Here is a 16,875-nt window from a genome sequence, read left to right as displayed (position 1 = left end):
CGCGCTATCAGGGCGCTTTTCGCTCACAGGGTCTTGTTCGGCCCGATCATCCGCGCTAGACCGAGATTCTTCAACGCCAACTGCAACGAGCTGTGGATGACCTGCGGGTTGTCGTGGCTCATGGCTTCGCTGAGCAGTTCGCTGGCCTTGCTCAAGTTCACCTGACGCAGCATCCATTTCACCTTCGGCAGGTTGGTGGCGTTCATCGACAGGCTGTCGAAGCCCATGGCCATCAGCAAGATGGCGGCTGCCGGATCACCGGCCATCTCGCCGCAAATGCTCACCGGTCGCCCTTCGGCATGGGCATCGCGCACCACCGTCTGCAAGGCTTGCAGCACTGCCGGGTGCAAGTAGTCATAGAGGTCGGCGACCCTTGGGTTGTTGCGGTCCACCGCCAGCAGGTACTGGGTCAGGTCGTTCGAGCCGACCGAGAGGAAATCGACCTGCCGGGCCAGTTCGCGGGTCTGGTAGACCGCGGCCGGAATTTCCACCATCACTCCGACCGGTGGCATCGGGACATCGGTGCCCTCGTCACGCACTTCGCCCCAGGCGCGGTGGATCAGGTGCAGTGCCTCTTCCAACTCATGGATGCCGGAGATCATCGGCAGCAGGATGCGCAGGTTGTTCAGGCCCTCGCTGGCCTTGAGCATGGCGCGGGTCTGCACCAGGAAGATTTCCGGGTGGTCGAGGGTGACGCGGATACCGCGCCAGCCGAGGAAGGGGTTCTCTTCCTTGATCGGGAAGTAGGACAGTGCCTTGTCGCCACCGATGTCCAGCGTGCGCATGGTCACCGGCAGTGGATGGAAGGCGGCCAGTTGCTCACGGTAGATCGCCAGCTGTTCCTTTTCGCTGGGAAAACGCTGGTTGATCATGAACGGCACTTCGGTGCGATACAGGCCCACGCCCTCGGCGCCGCGCTGTTGAGCCCGGGCGACGTCGGCCAGCAGCCCAGTGTTGACCCACAGCGGCATGCGATGGCCATCGGGGGTGACGCAAGGCAGCTCGCGCAGGGCATCCAGGCCGCGGGCCAACTGGCGTTCTTCCTCGACCACGTCGCTGTACTGCTTGCGCAGCACTTCGCTGGGGTTGGTGTAGGCCTCGCCCTTGTAGCCGTCGAGAATCATCTCGATGCCATCGACCTTCGAATATGGCAGGTCGACCAGGCCCATCACCGTCGGGATGCCCATGGCCCGGGCCAGAATGGCCACATGCGAGTTGCCCGAGCCCAGCACCGACACCAGGCCCACCAGCTTGCCTTCCGGCACTTCGCCGAGCATCGCCGGGGTGAGTTCCTCGCTCACCAGAATGGTGTTGTCGGGGTAGACCAGGGTCTGCGAGCGTGCTTGCTGCAGATACGCCAACAGGCGTCGACCGAGGTCCTTGACGTCGGAGGCGCGCTCGCGCAGGTAATCGTCGTCCATCAGCTCGAAGCGGTTGACGTGCTCGCCGACCACTTGGCGCAGTGCGCCCTGGGCCCACTGACCAGTCTTGATGACCTCGGCCACTTCGCCGCCGAGCGCGGCGTCTTCGAGCATCATCAGGTACACATCGAACAGCGCCCGTTCTTCGGGGCGCAACTGGGTCGCCAGCTTGGCCGACAGCTTGCGCATGTCGGCGCGCACGCCTTCGAGGGCGTTCTCGAACAGTTTCAGTTCGCCGTCGATGTCTTCGACGGTCTTGTCCGGCACCACTTCCAGGTCGGCCGGCGGCAACATGACCACCGCACGCCCGACAGCGGCACCGGGCGAGCCCGGCACACCGACGAAACGGGCTTCCTGGATGCCCTTGCCCTGACGGCCCAGGCCACGAATGGAGCCGGTGGCCTCGGCGTGGGCGATGACCCCGGCGAGCTGCGCGCTCATGGTCACCAGGAAGGCTTCCTCGCCCTCGTCGAACTGACGCCGTTCCTTCTGCTGGATGACCAGCACCCCGACCACGCGACGGTGGTGGATGATCGGTGCGCCGAGGAAGGAGGCGAAACGCTCCTCGCCGGTCTCGGCGAAGTAGCGGTAGCGCGGGTGATCGGCGGCGTTTTCCAGGTTCAGCGGTTCCTCGCGGGTGCCGACCAGGCCCACCAGGCCCTCGTTGGGCGCCATGCTGACCTTGCCGATGGAGCGCTTGTTCAGGCCTTCGGTGGCCATCAGCACGAAGCGGTTGCTCTCCGGGTCGAGCAGGTAGACCGAGCAGACCTGGCTGCCCATGGCTTCCTTGACGCGCAAGACAATGATCCCCAACGCCGTCTTGAGATCTTTGGCGGAGTTCACTTCCTGGACGATCTTGCGCAGCGTATTGAGCATGGCTCGGGGTCGAACTCCGTCGTCAGTCGCGCGTCAGCAGGCGCGGGGCTAGCTCTTTCAGCGCGCGGCGATACACCTCGCGCTTGAATGTCACCACCTGGCCCAGCGGATACCAGTAGCTGACCCATCGCCAGCCATCGAACTCCGGTTTTCCGGTCAGGTCCATTCTCACCCGCTGTTCGTTGCTCACCAGGCGCAGCAGGAACCACTTCTGCTTCTGGCCGATGCACAGCGGCTGACTGTGCGTACGCACCAGGCGCTGAGGCAGACGATAACGCAACCAGCCGCGGGTGCAGGCAAGTATTTCCACATCCTCGCGTTCCAGGCCAACTTCTTCGTTCAGCTCGCGGTACAGGGCATCTTCTGGGGTTTCGTCAGGGTTGATGCCGCCCTGGGGAAACTGCCAGGCATCCTGGTTGATCCGCCGAGCCCATAGCACCTGTCCGGCATCATTCGTGAGAATGATCCCGACATTGGGGCGAAAACCATCCGGGTCGATCACGGCAGCAACCTCGAAAACGCATGTCGCCGCATTGTTCCACAAAGCTTGCGAGCGCAGCAACGCGCCCGCCATCGCTTATGGGCAGCGCGCTAAAAACTCCGTATTCTGCGGGACTTCTTCCCGGAGGCTTCTGCGAGAAAACCCCATGCGTTTGGCTTTATTCGACCTGGACAATACCCTCCTCGGCGGTGACAGCGATCACGCCTGGGGCGACTACCTGTGTGAACGGGGCATTCTCGACCCCGTCGCCTACAAAGACCGCAACGACGCGTTCTATCAGGACTACCTGAACGGCACCCTGGACCTGCAGGCCTACCTGGCCTTCTCCATGGAAATCTTCGCCGCCACCGAGCCGGCCCAGCTCGATCAATGGCACCGCGAGTTCATGCGCGACTGCGTCGAAGCGCTGATCCAGCCCAAGGCCCTGGCCCTGCTGCAACAGCACCGCGACGCCGGCGATCACCTGGTGATCATCACCGCCACCAACCGCTTCGTCACCGCACCCATCGCTCGCCGCCTGGGCGTGCGCACTCTGCTGGCCACCGAATGCGAGCGCGACGGCGAGCGCTACACCGGGCGTAGCACCGATATACCCTGTTTCCGTGAAGGCAAGGTGACGCGCCTGCAGCGCTGGATGCTGGAGAACGGCTACGACCTGCAGGACAGCTATTTCTACAGCGACTCGCTCAACGACCTGCCGCTGCTCGAGCAAGTCACCCACCCGGTGGCGGTGGACCCCGATCCCAAGCTCAAGGCAGAAGCCGAACGCCGTGGCTGGCCGGTGATTTCGCTGCGCGACTGATGAGCCCTCAGACCGGCTTGGCACCCATCAAGCCGGCGATCGACAGAAAGCACACGCCACTGAACACCGCCAGCGCCAAGGTCAGCCGCAGCCCCACGGGCTCGGCCTTGCGCAGGCGGTTCAGGCGCACCAGCAGCCACCAGACGGCCAGCGCACCCAGGGTGTAGAGGATGCTCGAGGCCAGCACCCAGGTCTGCCCCAGCGGCCAGCCCACCAGGTGCACCAGCCACCAGCCCGTGAACGGCATGCTCAGCAGGCACAGGCCCATGACCAACCAGACGAACACCAGCGGACGACGCAGCAGCTTGGCGTAAGCCTGGGCATCGCCCTGGCGACGGGCACGCCAGGTCAGGATCGCCAGCCCCAGTGCACCGAGCAGCAGCAGCGCAGTGGCGAGGACGTGCAAGGTCTTGAGGGCGGTCAGGTGTTCCATGTCATGTCCTTCGGGCACTGGAGTCCGTGTGGCGGCAGCGATCCGCCGCCGCGATCAGGCGCGTTCTGCAACCAAGCGTAGCCGCTCAGCCCAGGAACAGCGTGTACGCCGGGTTATCGGTTTCGTCCCAGTAGGGATAGCCGATCTTGGCCAAGGCATCGGGCAGCAGGTGACGCTCGTCTTCCGGCACCTGCAACCCCGCCACCACCCGACCATCGGCCGCCCCGTGGTTGCGGTAGTGGAACATCGAGATGTTCCAGCGACCGCCCAGCTTGTCGAGGAAATTGAACAGCGCGCCGGGACGCTCGGGGAATTCGAAGCGCAGCACCCGCTCGTCGCTGGCGGCTGCCGAGTGGCCACCGACCATATGGCGGATGTGCAACTTGGCCAGTTCGTTGTCGGTGAGGTCGGTGACCGGGAAACCTTGGTCGATCAGGTGCTGCACCAGCGCTGCGCGCGGGTCGGTCTCCGGGTGGGTCTGCACGCCGACGAAGATGTGCGCCTGCTTGTCGGCGTGGTAGCGATAGTTGAATTCGGTGATCTGGCGCTTGCCGATGGCCTCGCAGAAGGCCTTGAAGCTGCCCGGGCGCTCCGGGATGGTCACAGCGATGATCGCCTCGCGCTTCTCGCCCAGTTCGGCGCGCTCGGCCACATGCCGCAGGCGGTCGAAGTTGACGTTGGCGCCGGAGTCGATGGCCACCAGCGTCTGCCCGCTGACCCCGGTCAGCTCCACGTAGCGCTTGATGCCCGCCACGCCCAAAGCGCCAGCAGGTTCGGTGATCGAGCGGGTATCGTCGTAGATATCCTTGATGGCCGCACAGATTTCGTCGGTGCTGACGGTGATCACCTCGTCCACGTGGTGCCGGCAGATGTCGAAGGTGTGCTGGCCGATCTGCGCCACGGCCACCCCATCGGCGAACAGCCCGACCTGTGGCAGCACCACGCGCTCGCCTGCAGCCATGGCCGCCTGCAGGCAATTGGAGTCGTCCGGCTCCACGCCGATGACCTTGATCTCGGGACGCAGGTACTTCACGTAGGCGGCGATGCCGGCGATCAGGCCGCCGCCGCCGACCGGCACGAAGATCGCGTCGAGTCGCCCAGGGTGCTGGCGCAGGATCTCCATGGCCACGGTGCCCTGCCCGGCGATGGTGTGGGGGTCGTCATAGGGGTGGATATAGACGAAGCCCTTTTCGTCGACCAGCTTCAGCGAGTAGGCCAGGGCTTCGGGGAAGGAGTCGCCATGCAGCACCACCTTGCCGCCGCGCGAACGCACGCCCTCGATCTTGATTTCCGGGGTGGTCTTGGGCATCACGATGGTCGCTTTGATGCCCAGCTCGCGGGCCGCCAATGCCAGGCCCTGGGCATGGTTGCCCGCCGAGGCGGTGACCACGCCACGGGCCAGTTCCTCGGCGCTCAATTGCGCCAGCTTGTTGTACGCCCCGCGGATCTTGAAGGAGAACACCGGCTGCAGGTCTTCGCGCTTGAGCAGGACCTGGTTGCCCAGGCGCTTGCTCAGTTGCCCGGCGCTGTGCAGCGGGGTTTCGACCGCGACGTCGTAGACGCGCGAGGTGAGGATCTTCTTGACGTACTGTTCGAGCATGTTGAACACATCACTGGGCCGCGGGACAGGGGCTGGAAGTCTACCCCAGCGCCCGGTCGGGCGACCACAGCAAAGCCTGTGGAGTGGCTATACTAGCGCCCTTCAGAAAACCTCCCGCCCCTCCGGAGCCCGCATGACCCAGGACCAACTCAAACAGGCCGTCGCCCAGGCCGCCGTCGACTTCATTCTGCCGCGGCTGGATGACAAGAGCATCGTCGGCGTCGGCACCGGCTCGACCGCCAACTGCTTCATCGACGCCCTGGCCCAGCACAAAGGCGCCTTCGACGGTGCGGTCGCCAGCTCCGAGGCCACCGCCGAGCGCCTCAAGGGCCATGGCATCCCGGTCTATGAGCTGAACAGCGTGGGCGAACTGGAGTTCTACGTCGACGGCGCCGACGAGAGCGATGCGCACCTGAACCTGATCAAGGGCGGCGGTGCCGCGCTGACCCGCGAGAAGATCGTCGCGGCGGTGGCCCGCACCTTCATCTGCATCGCCGACGCCAGCAAGCTGGTGCCGGTCCTCGGCGCCTTCCCGCTGCCGGTGGAAGTCATTCCCATGGCCCGCAGCCATGTGGCGCGCCAACTGGTCAAGCTGGGCGGCGACCCGGTCTACCGCGAGGGCGTGCTGACCGACAACGGCAACGTCATTCTCGACGTGCACAACTTGCAGATCACCAACCCGGTGCAGCTCGAAGCGCAAATCAACGCCATCGTCGGCGTGGTCACCAACGGCCTGTTCGCGGCGCGGCCCGCCGACCTGCTGCTGCTGGGCACCCCGGAAGGCGTCAAGAGCCTGAAGGCGGAGTAAGCAGCCCCTGCTCAGTCGGCGGCCGGCTTGAACACGTAGAACAGGTTCGGCTCGCTGACCAGGTACAGCGTCCCGGCATCGTCCATGGCGATGCCCTCGGCCTGCGGCACCGTGCGCTCAAGCCCTTGATAACCCTTGCGCAACGACAAGGTACTCAGCGGCCGCCCCTCCACGTCCAGCTCCAGCACCAAGCGCGACTCGTCTGACAGCGCCAGCAGGTGACCGCTGCGCTCGTCGAACTGCAAGCTGGACAGGTCGCGTACGAACAGCCGCCGATCCCGTTTACGGTCCTGCACCACCTGCACGGCGTAGGGTTGGCCGGGCTGGTCGTGGGGAAAACCGCGGACTTCGTAGATCAGCATCGGGTCGCGCTCCTTGGCCACGAACAGCCGCTTGCCGGCCGAGTCGTAGGCCAGGCCCTCGAAGCCCTTGTTGCCGTTCAGGCCGATCCCCAGGGTCAATTGCTCGGCCTGGCTGGCATCGAGCGTGCGCGTGTCATCGTCCAGGTGCACCCGGATCAGGCGCTGCTGGCGCTCATCGGTGATCACGTAGCTGTTGGGGCCGACGTACTCCACCGCCTCCGGATCGCCGAAGCCGACCAGCGTCACGCGCCGCAGGATGCGCCCCGCCAGCGACAACTCGATGAGCTCGGAGCGGGCGTTGGTGACGGTGAACAGGGTCTTGCGCTCGGGATCGAAGGTCAGCGCGGACACGTCGTCGTCCAGCCCATCGATAGGCTGGGCTTGAATCACCGCGCGATAGCGATCCAGGCCCATCCCCTGATCGCTGGGCTGCCACCAGGTGCGCAGGTTGAACCAGCCGCGCTCGAACAGGCGAAACTCATGGGCCGCCGTCGCCAGCAGGGCCACGGACAGGAAAGCCACGAAAATCAAGGGAAGACGCAGGTGACGGCGCATGCTCAGGACTCGACGAAAGGTGGCGGATTTAACCACGTCCCGCTGAAACAAAGCTTAATGCCATCATCGTCAGACGCGCGCCTTCAGGACTTCTTGAAGCGGTAGAACAGCGCTGGCTCACTGATGATGTACAGGTTCCCCTGGTCGTCCATGGTCACGCCTTCGGCACGTGGAATGCGACTTTTCAGCCCGTTGAAAGCCCCCAGCAGGCTGATGAAGCTGACTTGCTTGCCCTTCTCGTCCAGCTCCAGCAGCAAGTGAGAGTCCGCCGAGAGCACCAGCAGATGCCCGGTGCGCGGATCGACCGCCAGTGCCGAAAGATTGCGCAGGTCCAGTTGATCGTTGGGCAACGGCTGCTTGCTGCCCATCAGTGGGCCACGTCCATCGGTGTTCCAGGTATAGAGACGCGGCGGGCGCTCTTCGCCGATCACCAGACGCTGGCGTTGCGGGTCCCAAGCGATGGCCTCGAAGCCCTTGTTGCGCTCATCTGATTCACCCAGGTCGTAGTTGGGGAAGTCGGCGCGGGTGAGCGCGGTGGTGCCCGGATCGACCTTGACCACGGTCAGGTCATGGTTGCGCTCATCGACGATGGCGATCTGACCGTTATCGAGCACGGCCACGCCCTCAGGGTTGGTCCAGCCCAACAGCGGGATCTGGCGCAACACATCACCCTCGAGGGTGAGCTCGACCAGGAAGGGGTTCTTGCCCATGACCGCGAACAGCGTGCGCGTCTGCGGGTTGAAGGACAGGTCCGAGGCTTCGTCGTCCGCCATACCTGGCAAGTGCTTGGCGTCGATGTCCACCCGGTAGTCCGGCAGCCACACGCTCTGCTGGCGTTCGGCCTTGCTCTCGAAGCGCTCCTTGATCCACAGCACCGCGCGATCGTCCCAGTGCATGGCGATCGCCACGCCATAGGCGATGACCGCCATCGCGGCGAAGGCGAACGACCAGCGTCGGTAGAACGGGCGTTTGCGGCGGGCGGAAGCGTGGGAGGCAGCGGGCATGCGCGGTTCCTGATGCGGGCGAGGACGCGCGCATTATCCGCACGGGGTGTGAAAAAATGGTCAATCGCCCAGGCTGGCTGCAGCCGCAAACGCGTGCGCAGCCCGCCTGGATGGGTCCGTTCAGAGCACGCGGCTCTCGAAACGGCTCGCGCCTGGCAGTTCCAGCACCAGTTCGTCACCGACGTTCAGCGGCCCGACCCCAGCGGGAGTGCCGGTGAGGATCACGTCGCCGGCCTGGAGCGAGAAATGCGCGGCGATGTGCTGGATGATCGGCACGATGGGGTTGAGCATCATCGCGCTGCTGCCATCCTGGCGCACCTCGCCGTTGATGGTCAGGCGCACGGGTATGTCGGTCACGTCGGCGAAACTCGACGCCGCCACGAAGGGCGCCAGCACGCAGCCACCGTCGAAACTCTTGGCCAACTCCCACGGTAGGCCCTTTTCCTTGAGCTTGGCCTGCAGGTCGCGCAGGGTCAGGTCCAGCGCCGGGGCATAGCCGGAAATGGCATCGAGCACCTCCTCGACGGTGGGCTGGGTGGACAGCGGCTTGCCCAGCAGCACCGCGATCTCGGCCTCGTAGTGCACCGAACCGCGCTCGGAGGGGATCTTGAAGCCGCCTTCCAGAGGCACCACGCAACTGCCCGGCTTGATGAACAGCAGCGGCTCGCTGGGGATGGGGTTGTCCAGTTCCTTGGCGTGCTCGGCGTAGTTGCGGCCGATGCACACCACCTTGCCCAGCGGGAAATGAATACGCGTACCGTCTACGTACTGGTGCTGATAACTCATGGCCGACTCCTCTGGAACTGCTTTTATTCGGGAGCGAAGATCTTACCCGGATTCATGATGCCGTTCGGATCGAACACCGCCTTTATCGCTTTCATGCAGGCGATTTCCGCCGCCGAGCGGCTGTAGCCCAGGTAATCGCGCTTGGTCATGCCCACGCCATGCTCGGCGGAGATCGAGCCGTGGTAACGCTCGACGATCTCGAATACCCACTTGTTGACCGTGGTGCAGGAGGCGAAGAACGCGTCCTTGCTCATGTGTTCGGGCTTGAGGATGTTCAGGTGCAGGTTGCCGTCGCCGATATGGCCGTACCAGACCACTTCGTAATGCGGATAGTGCTCGGCCACCACCGCATCGATGTCGCGCAGAAACGCGGGCACCTTGGAGACGGTCACCGAAATGTCGTTCTTGTACGGGGTCCAGTGGGAGATGGTCTCGGACAGGTACTCGCGCAGCTTCCACAAGTTCTTCAACTGCGTCTGGCTCTGGCTCATCACTCCGTCGAGCACCCAGCCCTGTTCCACGCAGTGCTCGAACGTGGCCAGTGCTTCGTTGGCCACCTCGTCGGTGCTGGCTTCGAATTCCAGCAAGGCATAGAACGGGCACGGCGTCTCGAACGGTGCAGGCACGTCGCCGCGCTCGAGGATTCTGGCCAGACCCTTGTCGGAAAAGAATTCGAAGGCGGTGAGGTCGAGCTTGCCCTGGAAGGCATGCAGCACCGGCATGATCGAGTCGAAATCCGGCGTGCCCAGCACCATCGCCGTGAGGTTGCGCGGGGCGCGGTCCAGGCGCATGGTGGCCTCGACCACGAAGCCCAGGGTGCCCTCGGCGCCGATGAACAGTTGGCGCAGGTCGTAGCCGGTGGCGTTCTTGATCAGGTCGCGGTTGAGCTCCAGCAACTCGCCGGTGCCGGTCACCACCTTCAGTCCCGCCACCCAGTTGCGCGTCATGCCATAGCGGATGACTTTGATACCGCCGGCGTTGGTGCCGATGTTGCCGCCGATCTGACTCGACCCACTGGAGGCGAAGTCCACCGGGTAGTACAAACCCTGCTCTTCGGCGAACTGCTGGAGCTGGCGGGTGATCACGCCCGGCTCACAACGCACGGTGCGGTCGAAGGGGTTGAAGTCGAGAATGCGGTTCATGCCGTCGAACGCCACCACCACCTCGCCATTGGCCGCCACGGCAGCGCCGGACAGCCCGGTGCGGCCGCCCGAAGGCACCAGCGCGACCTGATGGCGATTGGCCCAAAGGACGATGGCCTGGACCTGCTCGACGGTCTTGGGCAGCACGATGGCCGTGGGCGCGGGCGGGTAGTGCTGGGTCCAGTCCTTGCCGTAGGCCTCCAGCGAGGCGGGGTCGGTGAGGACCTTGCCAGGGTCTACCAGGGTCTTCAGCTCATCAATTACCGCGTGGTCGGTCATCGGCAGAACTCTCGAACGATTCATGGTCACCCTGAGCACTCTTCACCTGTCGGGATAAGCTCAGACGGTGTCGCGTATGCTAGCATAGCGCCCCCGCCGATCGTGCTAAGGCCCGTCCAAAGCCCGTCGCCGCGCCGCTTTGCCCCTCTTCGCCATTTTTTCTCCGGGATACAGGTTTACGCAGATGAGCAAGACTTCTCTCGACAAGAGCAAGATCAGGTTCCTTCTTCTCGAAGGTGTCCATCAGAACGCCGTGGACACCTTGAAAGCTGCTGGCTACACCAACATCGAGTACCTCACGGGCTCGCTGCCGGATGCCGAACTGAAGGAAAAGATCGCCGATGCCCACTTCATCGGCATCCGCTCGCGCACCCAGCTGACCGAAGAGGTCTTCGACTGTGCGAAGAAACTGGTCGCGGTCGGTTGCTTCTGCATCGGCACCAACCAGGTCGACCTGGGCGCGGCGCGCGAGCGCGGCATCGCGGTATTCAACGCGCCGTACTCCAACACCCGGTCGGTGGCCGAACTGGTGCTGGCCGAAGCCATCCTGCTGCTGCGCGGCATCCCCGAGAAGAATGCCTCTTGCCACCGTGGCGGCTGGATCAAGAGCGCGGCCAACTCCTTCGAGATCCGTGGCAAGAAGCTGGGCATCGTCGGCTACGGCTCGATCGGCACCCAGTTGTCGGTCCTGGCCGAGAGCGTGGGCATGCAGGTGTACTTCTACGACCCGCTGACCAAATTGCCGCTGGGCAACGCCACCCAGGTCACCAGCCTGAACGAATTGCTCGGCCTGGCCGACATCGTCTCGCTGCACGTGCCTGAGCTGCCTTCCACCCAGTGGATGATCGGCGAGAAAGAAATCCGCGCGATGAAGAAAGGCTCGATCCTGATCAACGCCGCGCGCGGCACCGTGGTCGAGCTCGACCACCTGGCCAACGCGATCAAGGACAAGCACCTGATCGGCGCCGCCATCGACGTCTTCCCGGTGGAGCCGCGCTCCAACGACGAAGAATTCGAAAGCCCGCTGCGTGGCCTGGACAACGTGATCCTGACCCCGCACATCGGCGGCTCCACCGCCGAGGCGCAGGCCAATATCGGCCTGGAAGTGGCCGAGAAGCTGGTCAAGTACAGCGACAACGGCACCTCGGTGTCCTCGGTCAACTTCCCTGAAGTGGCCCTGCCGGCGCACCCGGGCAAGCACCGTCTGCTGCACATCCACGAGAACATTCCGGGCGTGCTCAGCGAGATCAACAAGGTGTTCGCCGAAAACGGTATCAACATCTCCGGCCAGTTCCTGCAGACCGACGAGAAAGTCGGCTATGTGGTGATCGACGTCGACGCCGAGTATTCGGACCTGGCGCAGGAGAAGCTGCAACAGGTCAAAGGCACCATCCGCTCGCGCGTGCTGTTCTGATCGATAAGACCGGTCCGGGAAACCGGACCGGTCGCAAACAGGCTGCGCACTCGCCTACCGCCTGTTCAGAAATATCCCCACTGAAAAATTCCCCGCCTGCCTCAAACATACGCCCGAAACCGGGGTCATAGGCAGCGTTCGACCCTGGCCGACCCAAAAGCCTCGGCGAGCTGACTTCATCTGCCGAGAATCAGAAGGGAATTCCATGCGTTTGACCACTGGCCTGCTGCTGGCAGCCCTCATCAGCCCACTGGCCCAGGCCGAGCTGATCGACGAAATCTACGACCGGGGCGAGCTGCGCATCGCCGTACAGGCCGACAACGCCCCTTACGCGTTCAAGAAAGACGAGCAGTTGACCGGCTTCGATATCGAGTTCGGCCAGGAACTGGCGCGTGAACTCGACGTGCGCGCGCAGTTCGTCGAAGCGCCGGCCAACGAGGTGCTGCCCGGTGTGCAAAGCGGCATGTACGATATCGCCCTGACACCGTTAGCAGGTCAATCCGCCAGCCAAGGCGCGCTCGACCTGAGTCAGCCGTTCGCCGAAAAGACCTTGGTCATCCCCTTCCAGAAAGACAACCCTGCGTTCCAGAGCGCGCTGAACAATGCATTGCAGCGGCTTGAGGACAGCGGACGAACCGCCGAGCTGGAACACAAGTGGCTCGACCCCGAGACGAAGGCCGAGACGGCGCCGTCCGTCACTCCAGCGCCTGCCGAGCCTCCTCCAGCTCCAGCTCACTGAACACCCGCACGCCCTCACGGCGCAACAGTGCAGCCACCACCCCTTCGCCCGGCACCTTCACACCGCTGAAGGTGCCATCGTAGGTCAGTCGGTTGCCACAGGACGGGCTGCCGGACTTGAGCACCGCTACCCTGATCGCATGCCGTCGCACCAGCGCCAGCGCCTGTTGGGCGCCGCCGAGAAACGCTGCGCTGACATCCTCGCCGCTGACCGTGATCACCTGGGTCTGCCCGTCGAGCACCTGGCCACCTTGCCCCCCGCGAATCTCCGCTGCCGGCCTTGGCGTGGGCAGCCCGCCAGCCACTTCCGGACACAGCGGCACCACCCGGCCTTCGGCCTGCCAGCGCCTGAGCACCTGCGGATGGCCACTGGCGCGCCCGTCGTAGCGCACCGGCTGGCCCAGCAGGCAGGCGCTGACCAGGACCTTCGGCAAATCAGAACGGATCATTGCCGCGCCGCCTGAACCAGCCGGTCAGCGACAAGCGTTCGCGCGTCGCTGGCAGCACTTCGTGGGGTATATCGCCGGACAGGAACACCACCAGGCTGCCCGCTTGCGGCTGCACGTCACGCTCGACGCCATCGGCGAGGAACATGCGCAACTGCCCGCCCTCGGTCGGTTGCCAGTCGTGGTTGAGGTAGAGCACCGCCGAGACCATGCGCCGATCGTCGTCGCGAAAGCGGTCCAGGTGCTTGAGGTAGAACGCCCCGGGCGGATACAGGGCGAAATGGCACTCGAAATCCTCGAGCCCGAGGAACAGGCCGCGATTGATGGCCAGGCGCAGGGTGTCCATCAGTTCCAGGTAGCGGTCGCACGGCTCGGCCTGGCCGGGATCGATCCACTGGATCTGGTCGCCGCGAATCGCTTCGCGCACTTCCTGGCTCGCGCCCCTGCCGACCCCGGCGGGATTGAGCTCGCCCTCGGCATGACGGCGACGGCATTCGGCCGCCAGCGCACGGGCCAGCGCGTCGGGCAGGAAAAGCGGCTGTTGCGACCAGCCACGGGTGGCCAGGTCGTCGACCACGGCCGACAGCAAGGGATGTTCGAGGGGATTAGGCATGGCGCGCATCATATCCATTCGCCCCGAGCGCGCACAGCGCCGCTTGGCCGAGAAGCGCGCGGATATCTCGACAAGGCCTGCCGCCCCACGGACAATGGCGACCTGCCGACAGGAGTCCTGAATGCGCCGTCTGTTTTCCCTGCTTCTGCTGATGATCTGCACCATGCCTGTCTGGGCAGACAGCCTCGACCAGTTGTACAAGGCCGCGGGTTGGCCTGAGCAACGCGCCCACTTCAACGACGCCCTCGGCGCCGCCCAGTTGCGCTACCGCAACAGCCTGCCTCCAGCGCTGTTCCAGGCCCTGGTCAACAACAGCAATCAGCGCTTCCAGGCCCAGGCCATGGACACCCGCGCCCAGGCCCAACTGCGCGCCAAGCTGAAGAACCCGGCGCCCGCGCTGGCGTTCTTCCAGTCCTCGGTCGGGCGCAAGGTGGTCGCCGCCGAGTTGCTGGCCACCCGCAAGGATCAGTTGGCCAAGAACGCCAAGGGCCTGCCCAGGATCGAAGCCAGCGACAACCGCCTGCTGGCCATCGGTCACCTGGCCCAGGCGCTTCCGGCCCGCGAAGCCGGCGCGGAAGTGAGCCTGGCCATCGCCGGGGTCGCCGCCGACAGCCTCAGCTCGATGATTCCCGGCCTGCTCGGCAACGGTCAGGCCCAAGGTTTGCTCGACGGCCAGCGCCAGCGCCTGATGAACGAAATCGGCGAAGACCTCAACAACACGCTGCTGTACGTCTACCGCGACCTGAGCGACGACGAGCTGGAGCGCTTCGTCGAATTCGCCGAGTCGGCGCCAGGCAAGGCCTACTATCAAGCCGCCCTGGCCGCCGTGCGCGCGGGCCTGGCCGTGGGGCAGAGCAGCGCCGAGCTCAACTGAGCAGGCGCTGGTCGAGAAAGGCGAAGTAGCACTGGCGGATGTCCGGCAGCTCATTGGCCAGGTGATGCCGAGCCTGGGGCAGCAGCAGGATGTCCGGTTCGTCGAACTTGTCCTTGAGCACCTTGAGGTTGTACGGCCAGTCCACCGTGCCGTCGGCCTCCCCCTGCACGACCAGCAGCCGACGCCCACTGTGCGGCGCCGCCTCGATGCGCCGGACCCAGGCCATCAAGGCGCCGACCCACGCCGTGGGCAAACGCCGGGGCTGTAGCGGGTCGCCCTGCAGGAAGGCGAGAAACGCCGGATCGTTGGTGTTGGCGGTGAAGCGCCGCTCGATGCCATCGACGAAATGACGCAGCACCCGGTAGCTCAACTTCGACCAGCCCCAGGCCCGTGGCCGCACCAAGGGTGCCAGCAGGATCACTTGGCCGTCGGCCGGGCTCTGCTCAGCGCAATGCAGCAGATGATCGATCACGATGGCGCCGCCAGTGCTCTGTCCACAGAGATGCCAAGGCCGCGGCAAATCGAGCAGATGCGCTTGCTCGAACAGCGCGTGGAGCACCTGCTGATACACGGCGAAGTCGGCGATGCTGGCGCGTGCGCCGCTGGACAGGCCGTGCCCGGGCAGGTCGCAGGCGATCACTGCGAAGCCTTGGCCCAGCGCCCAGTCGATCACGTGGCGGTACAGGCCCATGTGGTCGTAGTAGCCATGCAGCAGGAACAGCGTCGCCACCGGTGCCTGCGGCAGCCACACCTGCCCTGCCAGGTCGAAGCCCGCCACGCTGAAGCCGCCCAGCCATGACGTCACCGGCAGGTCGAGCCCGTAGAAGCGCTGGTAGTCCTGGGCCTGCGGCGACAGCGGCTGGCGAGTGGCCAAGGGGGCGAAGCTGGCGCGCAGCAGGTCGGGGTGAAAGGTCGGCAGCATCGAAAAGTCCGCAGTCGCGCAAGTATTGATCTGCGATATTCAGCTCTGCGCCCGGCCATGGCAAGCTGACGACTTCGCCCGGCGCTCGATCCAGAGTGCCGCCGCCCCATCGCGGACACCCCATGAAGACCCTCAGTACCCTGCTTGCCGCCCTGCTCTGCGCCGCCGCCTTGTGGTGGGCCTACGACAGCTTCCAGTCTCGCTACCTGCGCACCTTCGACGATTCCGCCACGCTGTTCGAGGGCAGCACACTGCGCCTGCCGGCCGGGCTCGCCGGGCCGGGAGCGATCCGGGTGGTGCACTTCTGGGACCCGGCCTGCCCGTGCAACGTCGGTAACCAGCAGCACCTGGCCGAGCTGGTCGAGCACTTCGCGCCCCAGGGCGTGACCTTCCATGTGCTGCGCAAGCCCGGCAGCCATGGCCAGCTTCCGGCCAACCTCGACGCCCTGCAACCCCTGGCCGAGCTGCCCGGCAGCGAACAGCTTCCCGCCTCGCCCGCCGTGGCCATCTGGGACCGCGAAGGCCGGCTCGCCTACTTCGGCCCCTACAGTGCAGGGGCGGTGTGCAATTCGAGCAACAGCTTCATCGAACCGGTACTGCGCGCGCTGCTGCAAGGCCGCCACGTCGATGCCTCCAACGCCCTGGCCAGCGGCTGCTACTGCCCCTGGCGGTCCTGATCAATCGCGCACCCGCGCCGGATTACCCACCACCACCGCGCCGGCCGGCACATCGCGGGTGACCACACTACCGGCGCCGACCACGGCGTCGTCGCCGATGGTGACGCCCGGCAGGATGATCGCCCCACCGCCGATCCACACGTTGTTACCGATCGTCACCGGCCGCCCGCTTTCCAGGCCCGTGCGGCGCATGGCCGGATCCAGCGGATGGTCAGCGGTATAGATCTGCACCGAGGGCGCGATCTGGCAGTCGTCGCCGATGCGCACCGGCAGCACGTCGAGGATCACCACGCTGAAGTTGATGAACGTGTTGCTGCCCACGCTGATGTTGTAGCCGTAGTCGCAGTAGAACGGCGGGCGGATCACCACGCCCTCGCCGACCTCGGCGAAATGCGCTTGCAGCAAGGCATGGCGCGCCTCCTTCGACAGCAAGGCGCTTTCGCTGTAGCGCTGCATCCAGCGCTTGTTGGCCATCTGCTCGGCCTGAAGCTCGGGACAGCCAGCGTGATAGAGCTGCCCGGCCAGCATCTTCTGTTTTTCGCTCAGGGACATGGAAACTCCTGCGGGGGTCTGTTCTTCGAGGCGCTTTTGCGCTGATCATCTGACCTCGCGCACCGCGCA

At 65.0% G+C, this 16,875-nt stretch carries 18 protein-coding genes; 6 read left to right on the top strand and 12 right to left on the bottom strand.

The window, feature by feature from the left end:
- Nucleotides 1–23: 23 nt before the first annotated feature.
- Together ptsP and ACK2SD_RS00840 are read right to left on the bottom strand one after the other, a co-directional pair.
- On the bottom strand, nt 24–2,297 hold the full coding sequence (gene ptsP, locus ACK2SD_RS00845) for a phosphoenolpyruvate--protein phosphotransferase (RefSeq protein ID WP_029614756.1): 2,274 nt from the start codon (nt 2,295–2,297) through the stop codon (nt 24–26).
- Nucleotides 2,298–2,319: 22 nt separating this feature from the next.
- Nucleotides 2,320–2,799, bottom strand: a complete 480-nt coding sequence (locus ACK2SD_RS00840) for an RNA pyrophosphohydrolase (RefSeq protein ID WP_029614755.1) — start codon at nt 2,797–2,799, stop codon at nt 2,320–2,322.
- 145 nt (nt 2,800–2,944) lie between these two features.
- Here ACK2SD_RS00840 and ACK2SD_RS00835 point away from each other — a divergent pair, with 145 nt between their 5' ends.
- Nucleotides 2,945–3,601, top strand: coding sequence for an HAD family hydrolase (locus ACK2SD_RS00835; RefSeq protein ID WP_029614754.1), 657 nt, complete (start codon nt 2,945–2,947; stop codon nt 3,599–3,601).
- 7 nt (nt 3,602–3,608) lie between these two features.
- Here ACK2SD_RS00835 and ACK2SD_RS00830 read toward each other — a convergent pair whose 3' ends face one another.
- Nucleotides 3,609–4,034 carry a DUF2269 family protein gene (locus tag ACK2SD_RS00830; RefSeq protein ID WP_304482926.1) on the bottom strand — a complete coding sequence of 142 codons (426 nt, stop codon included), beginning with the start codon at nt 4,032–4,034 and terminating at the stop codon, nt 3,609–3,611.
- 85 nt (nt 4,035–4,119) lie between these two features.
- Nucleotides 4,120–5,634 carry a threonine ammonia-lyase, biosynthetic gene (gene ilvA / locus ACK2SD_RS00825; RefSeq protein WP_039581850.1) on the bottom strand — a complete coding sequence of 505 codons (1,515 nt, stop codon included), beginning with the start codon at nt 5,632–5,634 and terminating at the stop codon, nt 4,120–4,122.
- A gap of 133 nt (nt 5,635–5,767) precedes the next feature.
- On the opposite strand from ilvA, the gene rpiA reads away from it, so the two are divergent.
- A complete protein-coding gene (gene rpiA, locus ACK2SD_RS00820) occupies nt 5,768–6,442 on the top strand; it encodes a ribose-5-phosphate isomerase RpiA (protein WP_039581854.1) in 675 nt (224 codons plus the stop codon).
- An 11-nt stretch (nt 6,443–6,453) separates the two neighbouring features.
- Here the strand turns inward: rpiA and ACK2SD_RS00815 are convergent, their stop codons facing one another.
- The 4 genes from ACK2SD_RS00815 to ACK2SD_RS00800 all read right to left on the bottom strand — a co-directional run bounded on the left by ACK2SD_RS00815 (nt 6,454) and on the right by ACK2SD_RS00800 (nt 10,570).
- Nucleotides 6,454–7,359 (bottom strand): SdiA-regulated domain-containing protein, encoded by a 906-nt coding sequence (locus ACK2SD_RS00815; RefSeq protein ID WP_412461114.1) that lies wholly within the window; start codon nt 7,357–7,359, stop codon nt 6,454–6,456.
- 83 nt (nt 7,360–7,442) lie between these two features.
- Nucleotides 7,443–8,363, bottom strand: coding sequence for an SdiA-regulated domain-containing protein (locus ACK2SD_RS00810; protein ID WP_412461113.1), 921 nt, complete (start codon nt 8,361–8,363; stop codon nt 7,443–7,445).
- A gap of 120 nt (nt 8,364–8,483) precedes the next feature.
- Nucleotides 8,484–9,149: a fumarylacetoacetate hydrolase family protein gene (locus tag ACK2SD_RS00805; protein WP_029614749.1), complete on the bottom strand. Its 666-nt coding sequence runs from the start codon at nt 9,147–9,149 to the stop codon at nt 8,484–8,486.
- Nucleotides 9,150–9,172: 23 nt separating this feature from the next.
- Complete coding sequence (locus ACK2SD_RS00800) at nt 9,173–10,570, bottom strand: FAD-binding oxidoreductase (RefSeq protein WP_412462366.1); 1,398 nt, start codon at nt 10,568–10,570, stop codon at nt 9,173–9,175.
- 184 nt (nt 10,571–10,754) lie between these two features.
- Here ACK2SD_RS00800 and serA point away from each other — a divergent pair, with 184 nt between their 5' ends.
- Nucleotides 10,755–11,984, top strand: a complete 1,230-nt coding sequence (serA, locus tag ACK2SD_RS00795) for a phosphoglycerate dehydrogenase (RefSeq protein ID WP_039581865.1) — start codon at nt 10,755–10,757, stop codon at nt 11,982–11,984.
- Nucleotides 11,985–12,189: 205 nt separating this feature from the next.
- The gene (locus ACK2SD_RS00790) at nt 12,190–12,723 is read left to right on the top strand and encodes a transporter substrate-binding domain-containing protein (RefSeq protein WP_412461112.1); all 534 of its coding nucleotides are present in this window, start codon (nt 12,190–12,192) and stop codon (nt 12,721–12,723) included.
- Here the strand turns inward: ACK2SD_RS00790 and ACK2SD_RS00785 are convergent.
- Both ACK2SD_RS00785 and ACK2SD_RS00780 read right to left on the bottom strand, forming a co-directional pair.
- Nucleotides 12,680–13,171: a DUF523 domain-containing protein gene (locus tag ACK2SD_RS00785; RefSeq protein WP_412461111.1), complete on the bottom strand. Its 492-nt coding sequence runs from the start codon at nt 13,169–13,171 to the stop codon at nt 12,680–12,682. The genes ACK2SD_RS00790 and ACK2SD_RS00785 overlap by 44 nt on opposite strands.
- A complete protein-coding gene (locus tag ACK2SD_RS00780) occupies nt 13,158–13,790 on the bottom strand; it encodes a 2OG-Fe(II) oxygenase (RefSeq protein WP_039583307.1) in 633 nt (210 codons plus the stop codon). Before ACK2SD_RS00780 ends, ACK2SD_RS00785 begins: the two co-directional genes overlap by 14 nt.
- 112 nt (nt 13,791–13,902) lie before the next feature.
- Between ACK2SD_RS00780 and ACK2SD_RS00775 the strand changes: the two genes are divergently transcribed.
- Nucleotides 13,903–14,655 (top strand): DUF2059 domain-containing protein, encoded by a 753-nt coding sequence (locus ACK2SD_RS00775; RefSeq protein ID WP_116889814.1) that lies wholly within the window; start codon nt 13,903–13,905, stop codon nt 14,653–14,655.
- Here ACK2SD_RS00775 and ACK2SD_RS00770 read toward each other — a convergent pair.
- Entirely contained in the window at nt 14,648–15,577 is a 930-nt protein-coding gene (locus tag ACK2SD_RS00770; protein ID WP_412461110.1) for an alpha/beta hydrolase, read from the bottom strand. The genes ACK2SD_RS00775 and ACK2SD_RS00770 overlap by 8 nt on opposite strands.
- Nucleotides 15,578–15,699: 122 nt before the next feature.
- Here ACK2SD_RS00770 and ACK2SD_RS00765 point away from each other — a divergent pair, with 122 nt between their 5' ends.
- A complete protein-coding gene (locus tag ACK2SD_RS00765; RefSeq protein ID WP_412461109.1) occupies nt 15,700–16,254 on the top strand; it encodes a DUF6436 domain-containing protein in 555 nt (184 codons plus the stop codon).
- On the opposite strand, the gene ACK2SD_RS00760 is transcribed toward ACK2SD_RS00765, so the two are convergent.
- Nucleotides 16,255–16,806 carry a sugar O-acetyltransferase gene (locus ACK2SD_RS00760; protein ID WP_029614743.1) on the bottom strand — a complete coding sequence of 184 codons (552 nt, stop codon included), beginning with the start codon at nt 16,804–16,806 and terminating at the stop codon, nt 16,255–16,257. It abuts the gene before it with no gap.
- Nucleotides 16,807–16,875 lie beyond the last annotated feature (69 nt).

The sequence above is a fragment of the Pseudomonas sp. SC11 genome (assembly GCF_047039205.1).
Classification (GTDB): Bacteria; Pseudomonadota; Gammaproteobacteria; order Pseudomonadales; family Pseudomonadaceae; genus Aquipseudomonas; species Aquipseudomonas boreofloridensis.
Note: the sequence above shows the minus strand (reverse complement) of the source record. Positions and strands in the feature narration are given on the sequence as shown.

Coding starts and splice junctions, on each gene's coding strand:
- ptsP (WP_029614756.1), bottom strand. CDS start 2,297: ATGCTCAATACGCTGCGCAAGATCGTCCAGGAAGTGAACTCCGCCAAA.
- ACK2SD_RS00835 (WP_029614754.1), top strand. CDS start 2,945: ATGCGTTTGGCTTTATTCGACCTGGACAATACCCTCCTCGGCGGTGAC.
- ACK2SD_RS00830 (WP_304482926.1), bottom strand. CDS start 4,034: ATGGAACACCTGACCGCCCTCAAGACCTTGCACGTCCTCGCCACTGCG.
- ilvA (WP_039581850.1), bottom strand. CDS start 5,634: ATGCTCGAACAGTACGTCAAGAAGATCCTCACCTCGCGCGTCTACGAC.
- rpiA (WP_039581854.1), top strand. CDS start 5,768: ATGACCCAGGACCAACTCAAACAGGCCGTCGCCCAGGCCGCCGTCGAC.
- ACK2SD_RS00815 (WP_412461114.1), bottom strand. CDS start 7,359: ATGCGCCGTCACCTGCGTCTTCCCTTGATTTTCGTGGCTTTCCTGTCC.
- ACK2SD_RS00810 (WP_412461113.1), bottom strand. CDS start 8,363: ATGCCCGCTGCCTCCCACGCTTCCGCCCGCCGCAAACGCCCGTTCTAC.
- ACK2SD_RS00805 (WP_029614749.1), bottom strand. CDS start 9,149: ATGAGTTATCAGCACCAGTACGTAGACGGTACGCGTATTCATTTCCCG.
- ACK2SD_RS00800 (WP_412462366.1), bottom strand. CDS start 10,570: ATGACCGACCACGCGGTAATTGATGAGCTGAAGACCCTGGTAGACCCT.
- serA (WP_039581865.1), top strand. CDS start 10,755: ATGAGCAAGACTTCTCTCGACAAGAGCAAGATCAGGTTCCTTCTTCTC.
- ACK2SD_RS00790 (WP_412461112.1), top strand. CDS start 12,190: ATGCGTTTGACCACTGGCCTGCTGCTGGCAGCCCTCATCAGCCCACTG.
- ACK2SD_RS00785 (WP_412461111.1), bottom strand. CDS start 13,171: ATGATCCGTTCTGATTTGCCGAAGGTCCTGGTCAGCGCCTGCCTGCTG.
- ACK2SD_RS00780 (WP_039583307.1), bottom strand. CDS start 13,790: ATGCGCGCCATGCCTAATCCCCTCGAACATCCCTTGCTGTCGGCCGTG.
- ACK2SD_RS00775 (WP_116889814.1), top strand. CDS start 13,903: ATGCGCCGTCTGTTTTCCCTGCTTCTGCTGATGATCTGCACCATGCCT.
- ACK2SD_RS00770 (WP_412461110.1), bottom strand. CDS start 15,577: ATGCTGCCGACCTTTCACCCCGACCTGCTGCGCGCCAGCTTCGCCCCC.
- ACK2SD_RS00765 (WP_412461109.1), top strand. CDS start 15,700: ATGAAGACCCTCAGTACCCTGCTTGCCGCCCTGCTCTGCGCCGCCGCC.
- ACK2SD_RS00760 (WP_029614743.1), bottom strand. CDS start 16,806: ATGTCCCTGAGCGAAAAACAGAAGATGCTGGCCGGGCAGCTCTATCAC.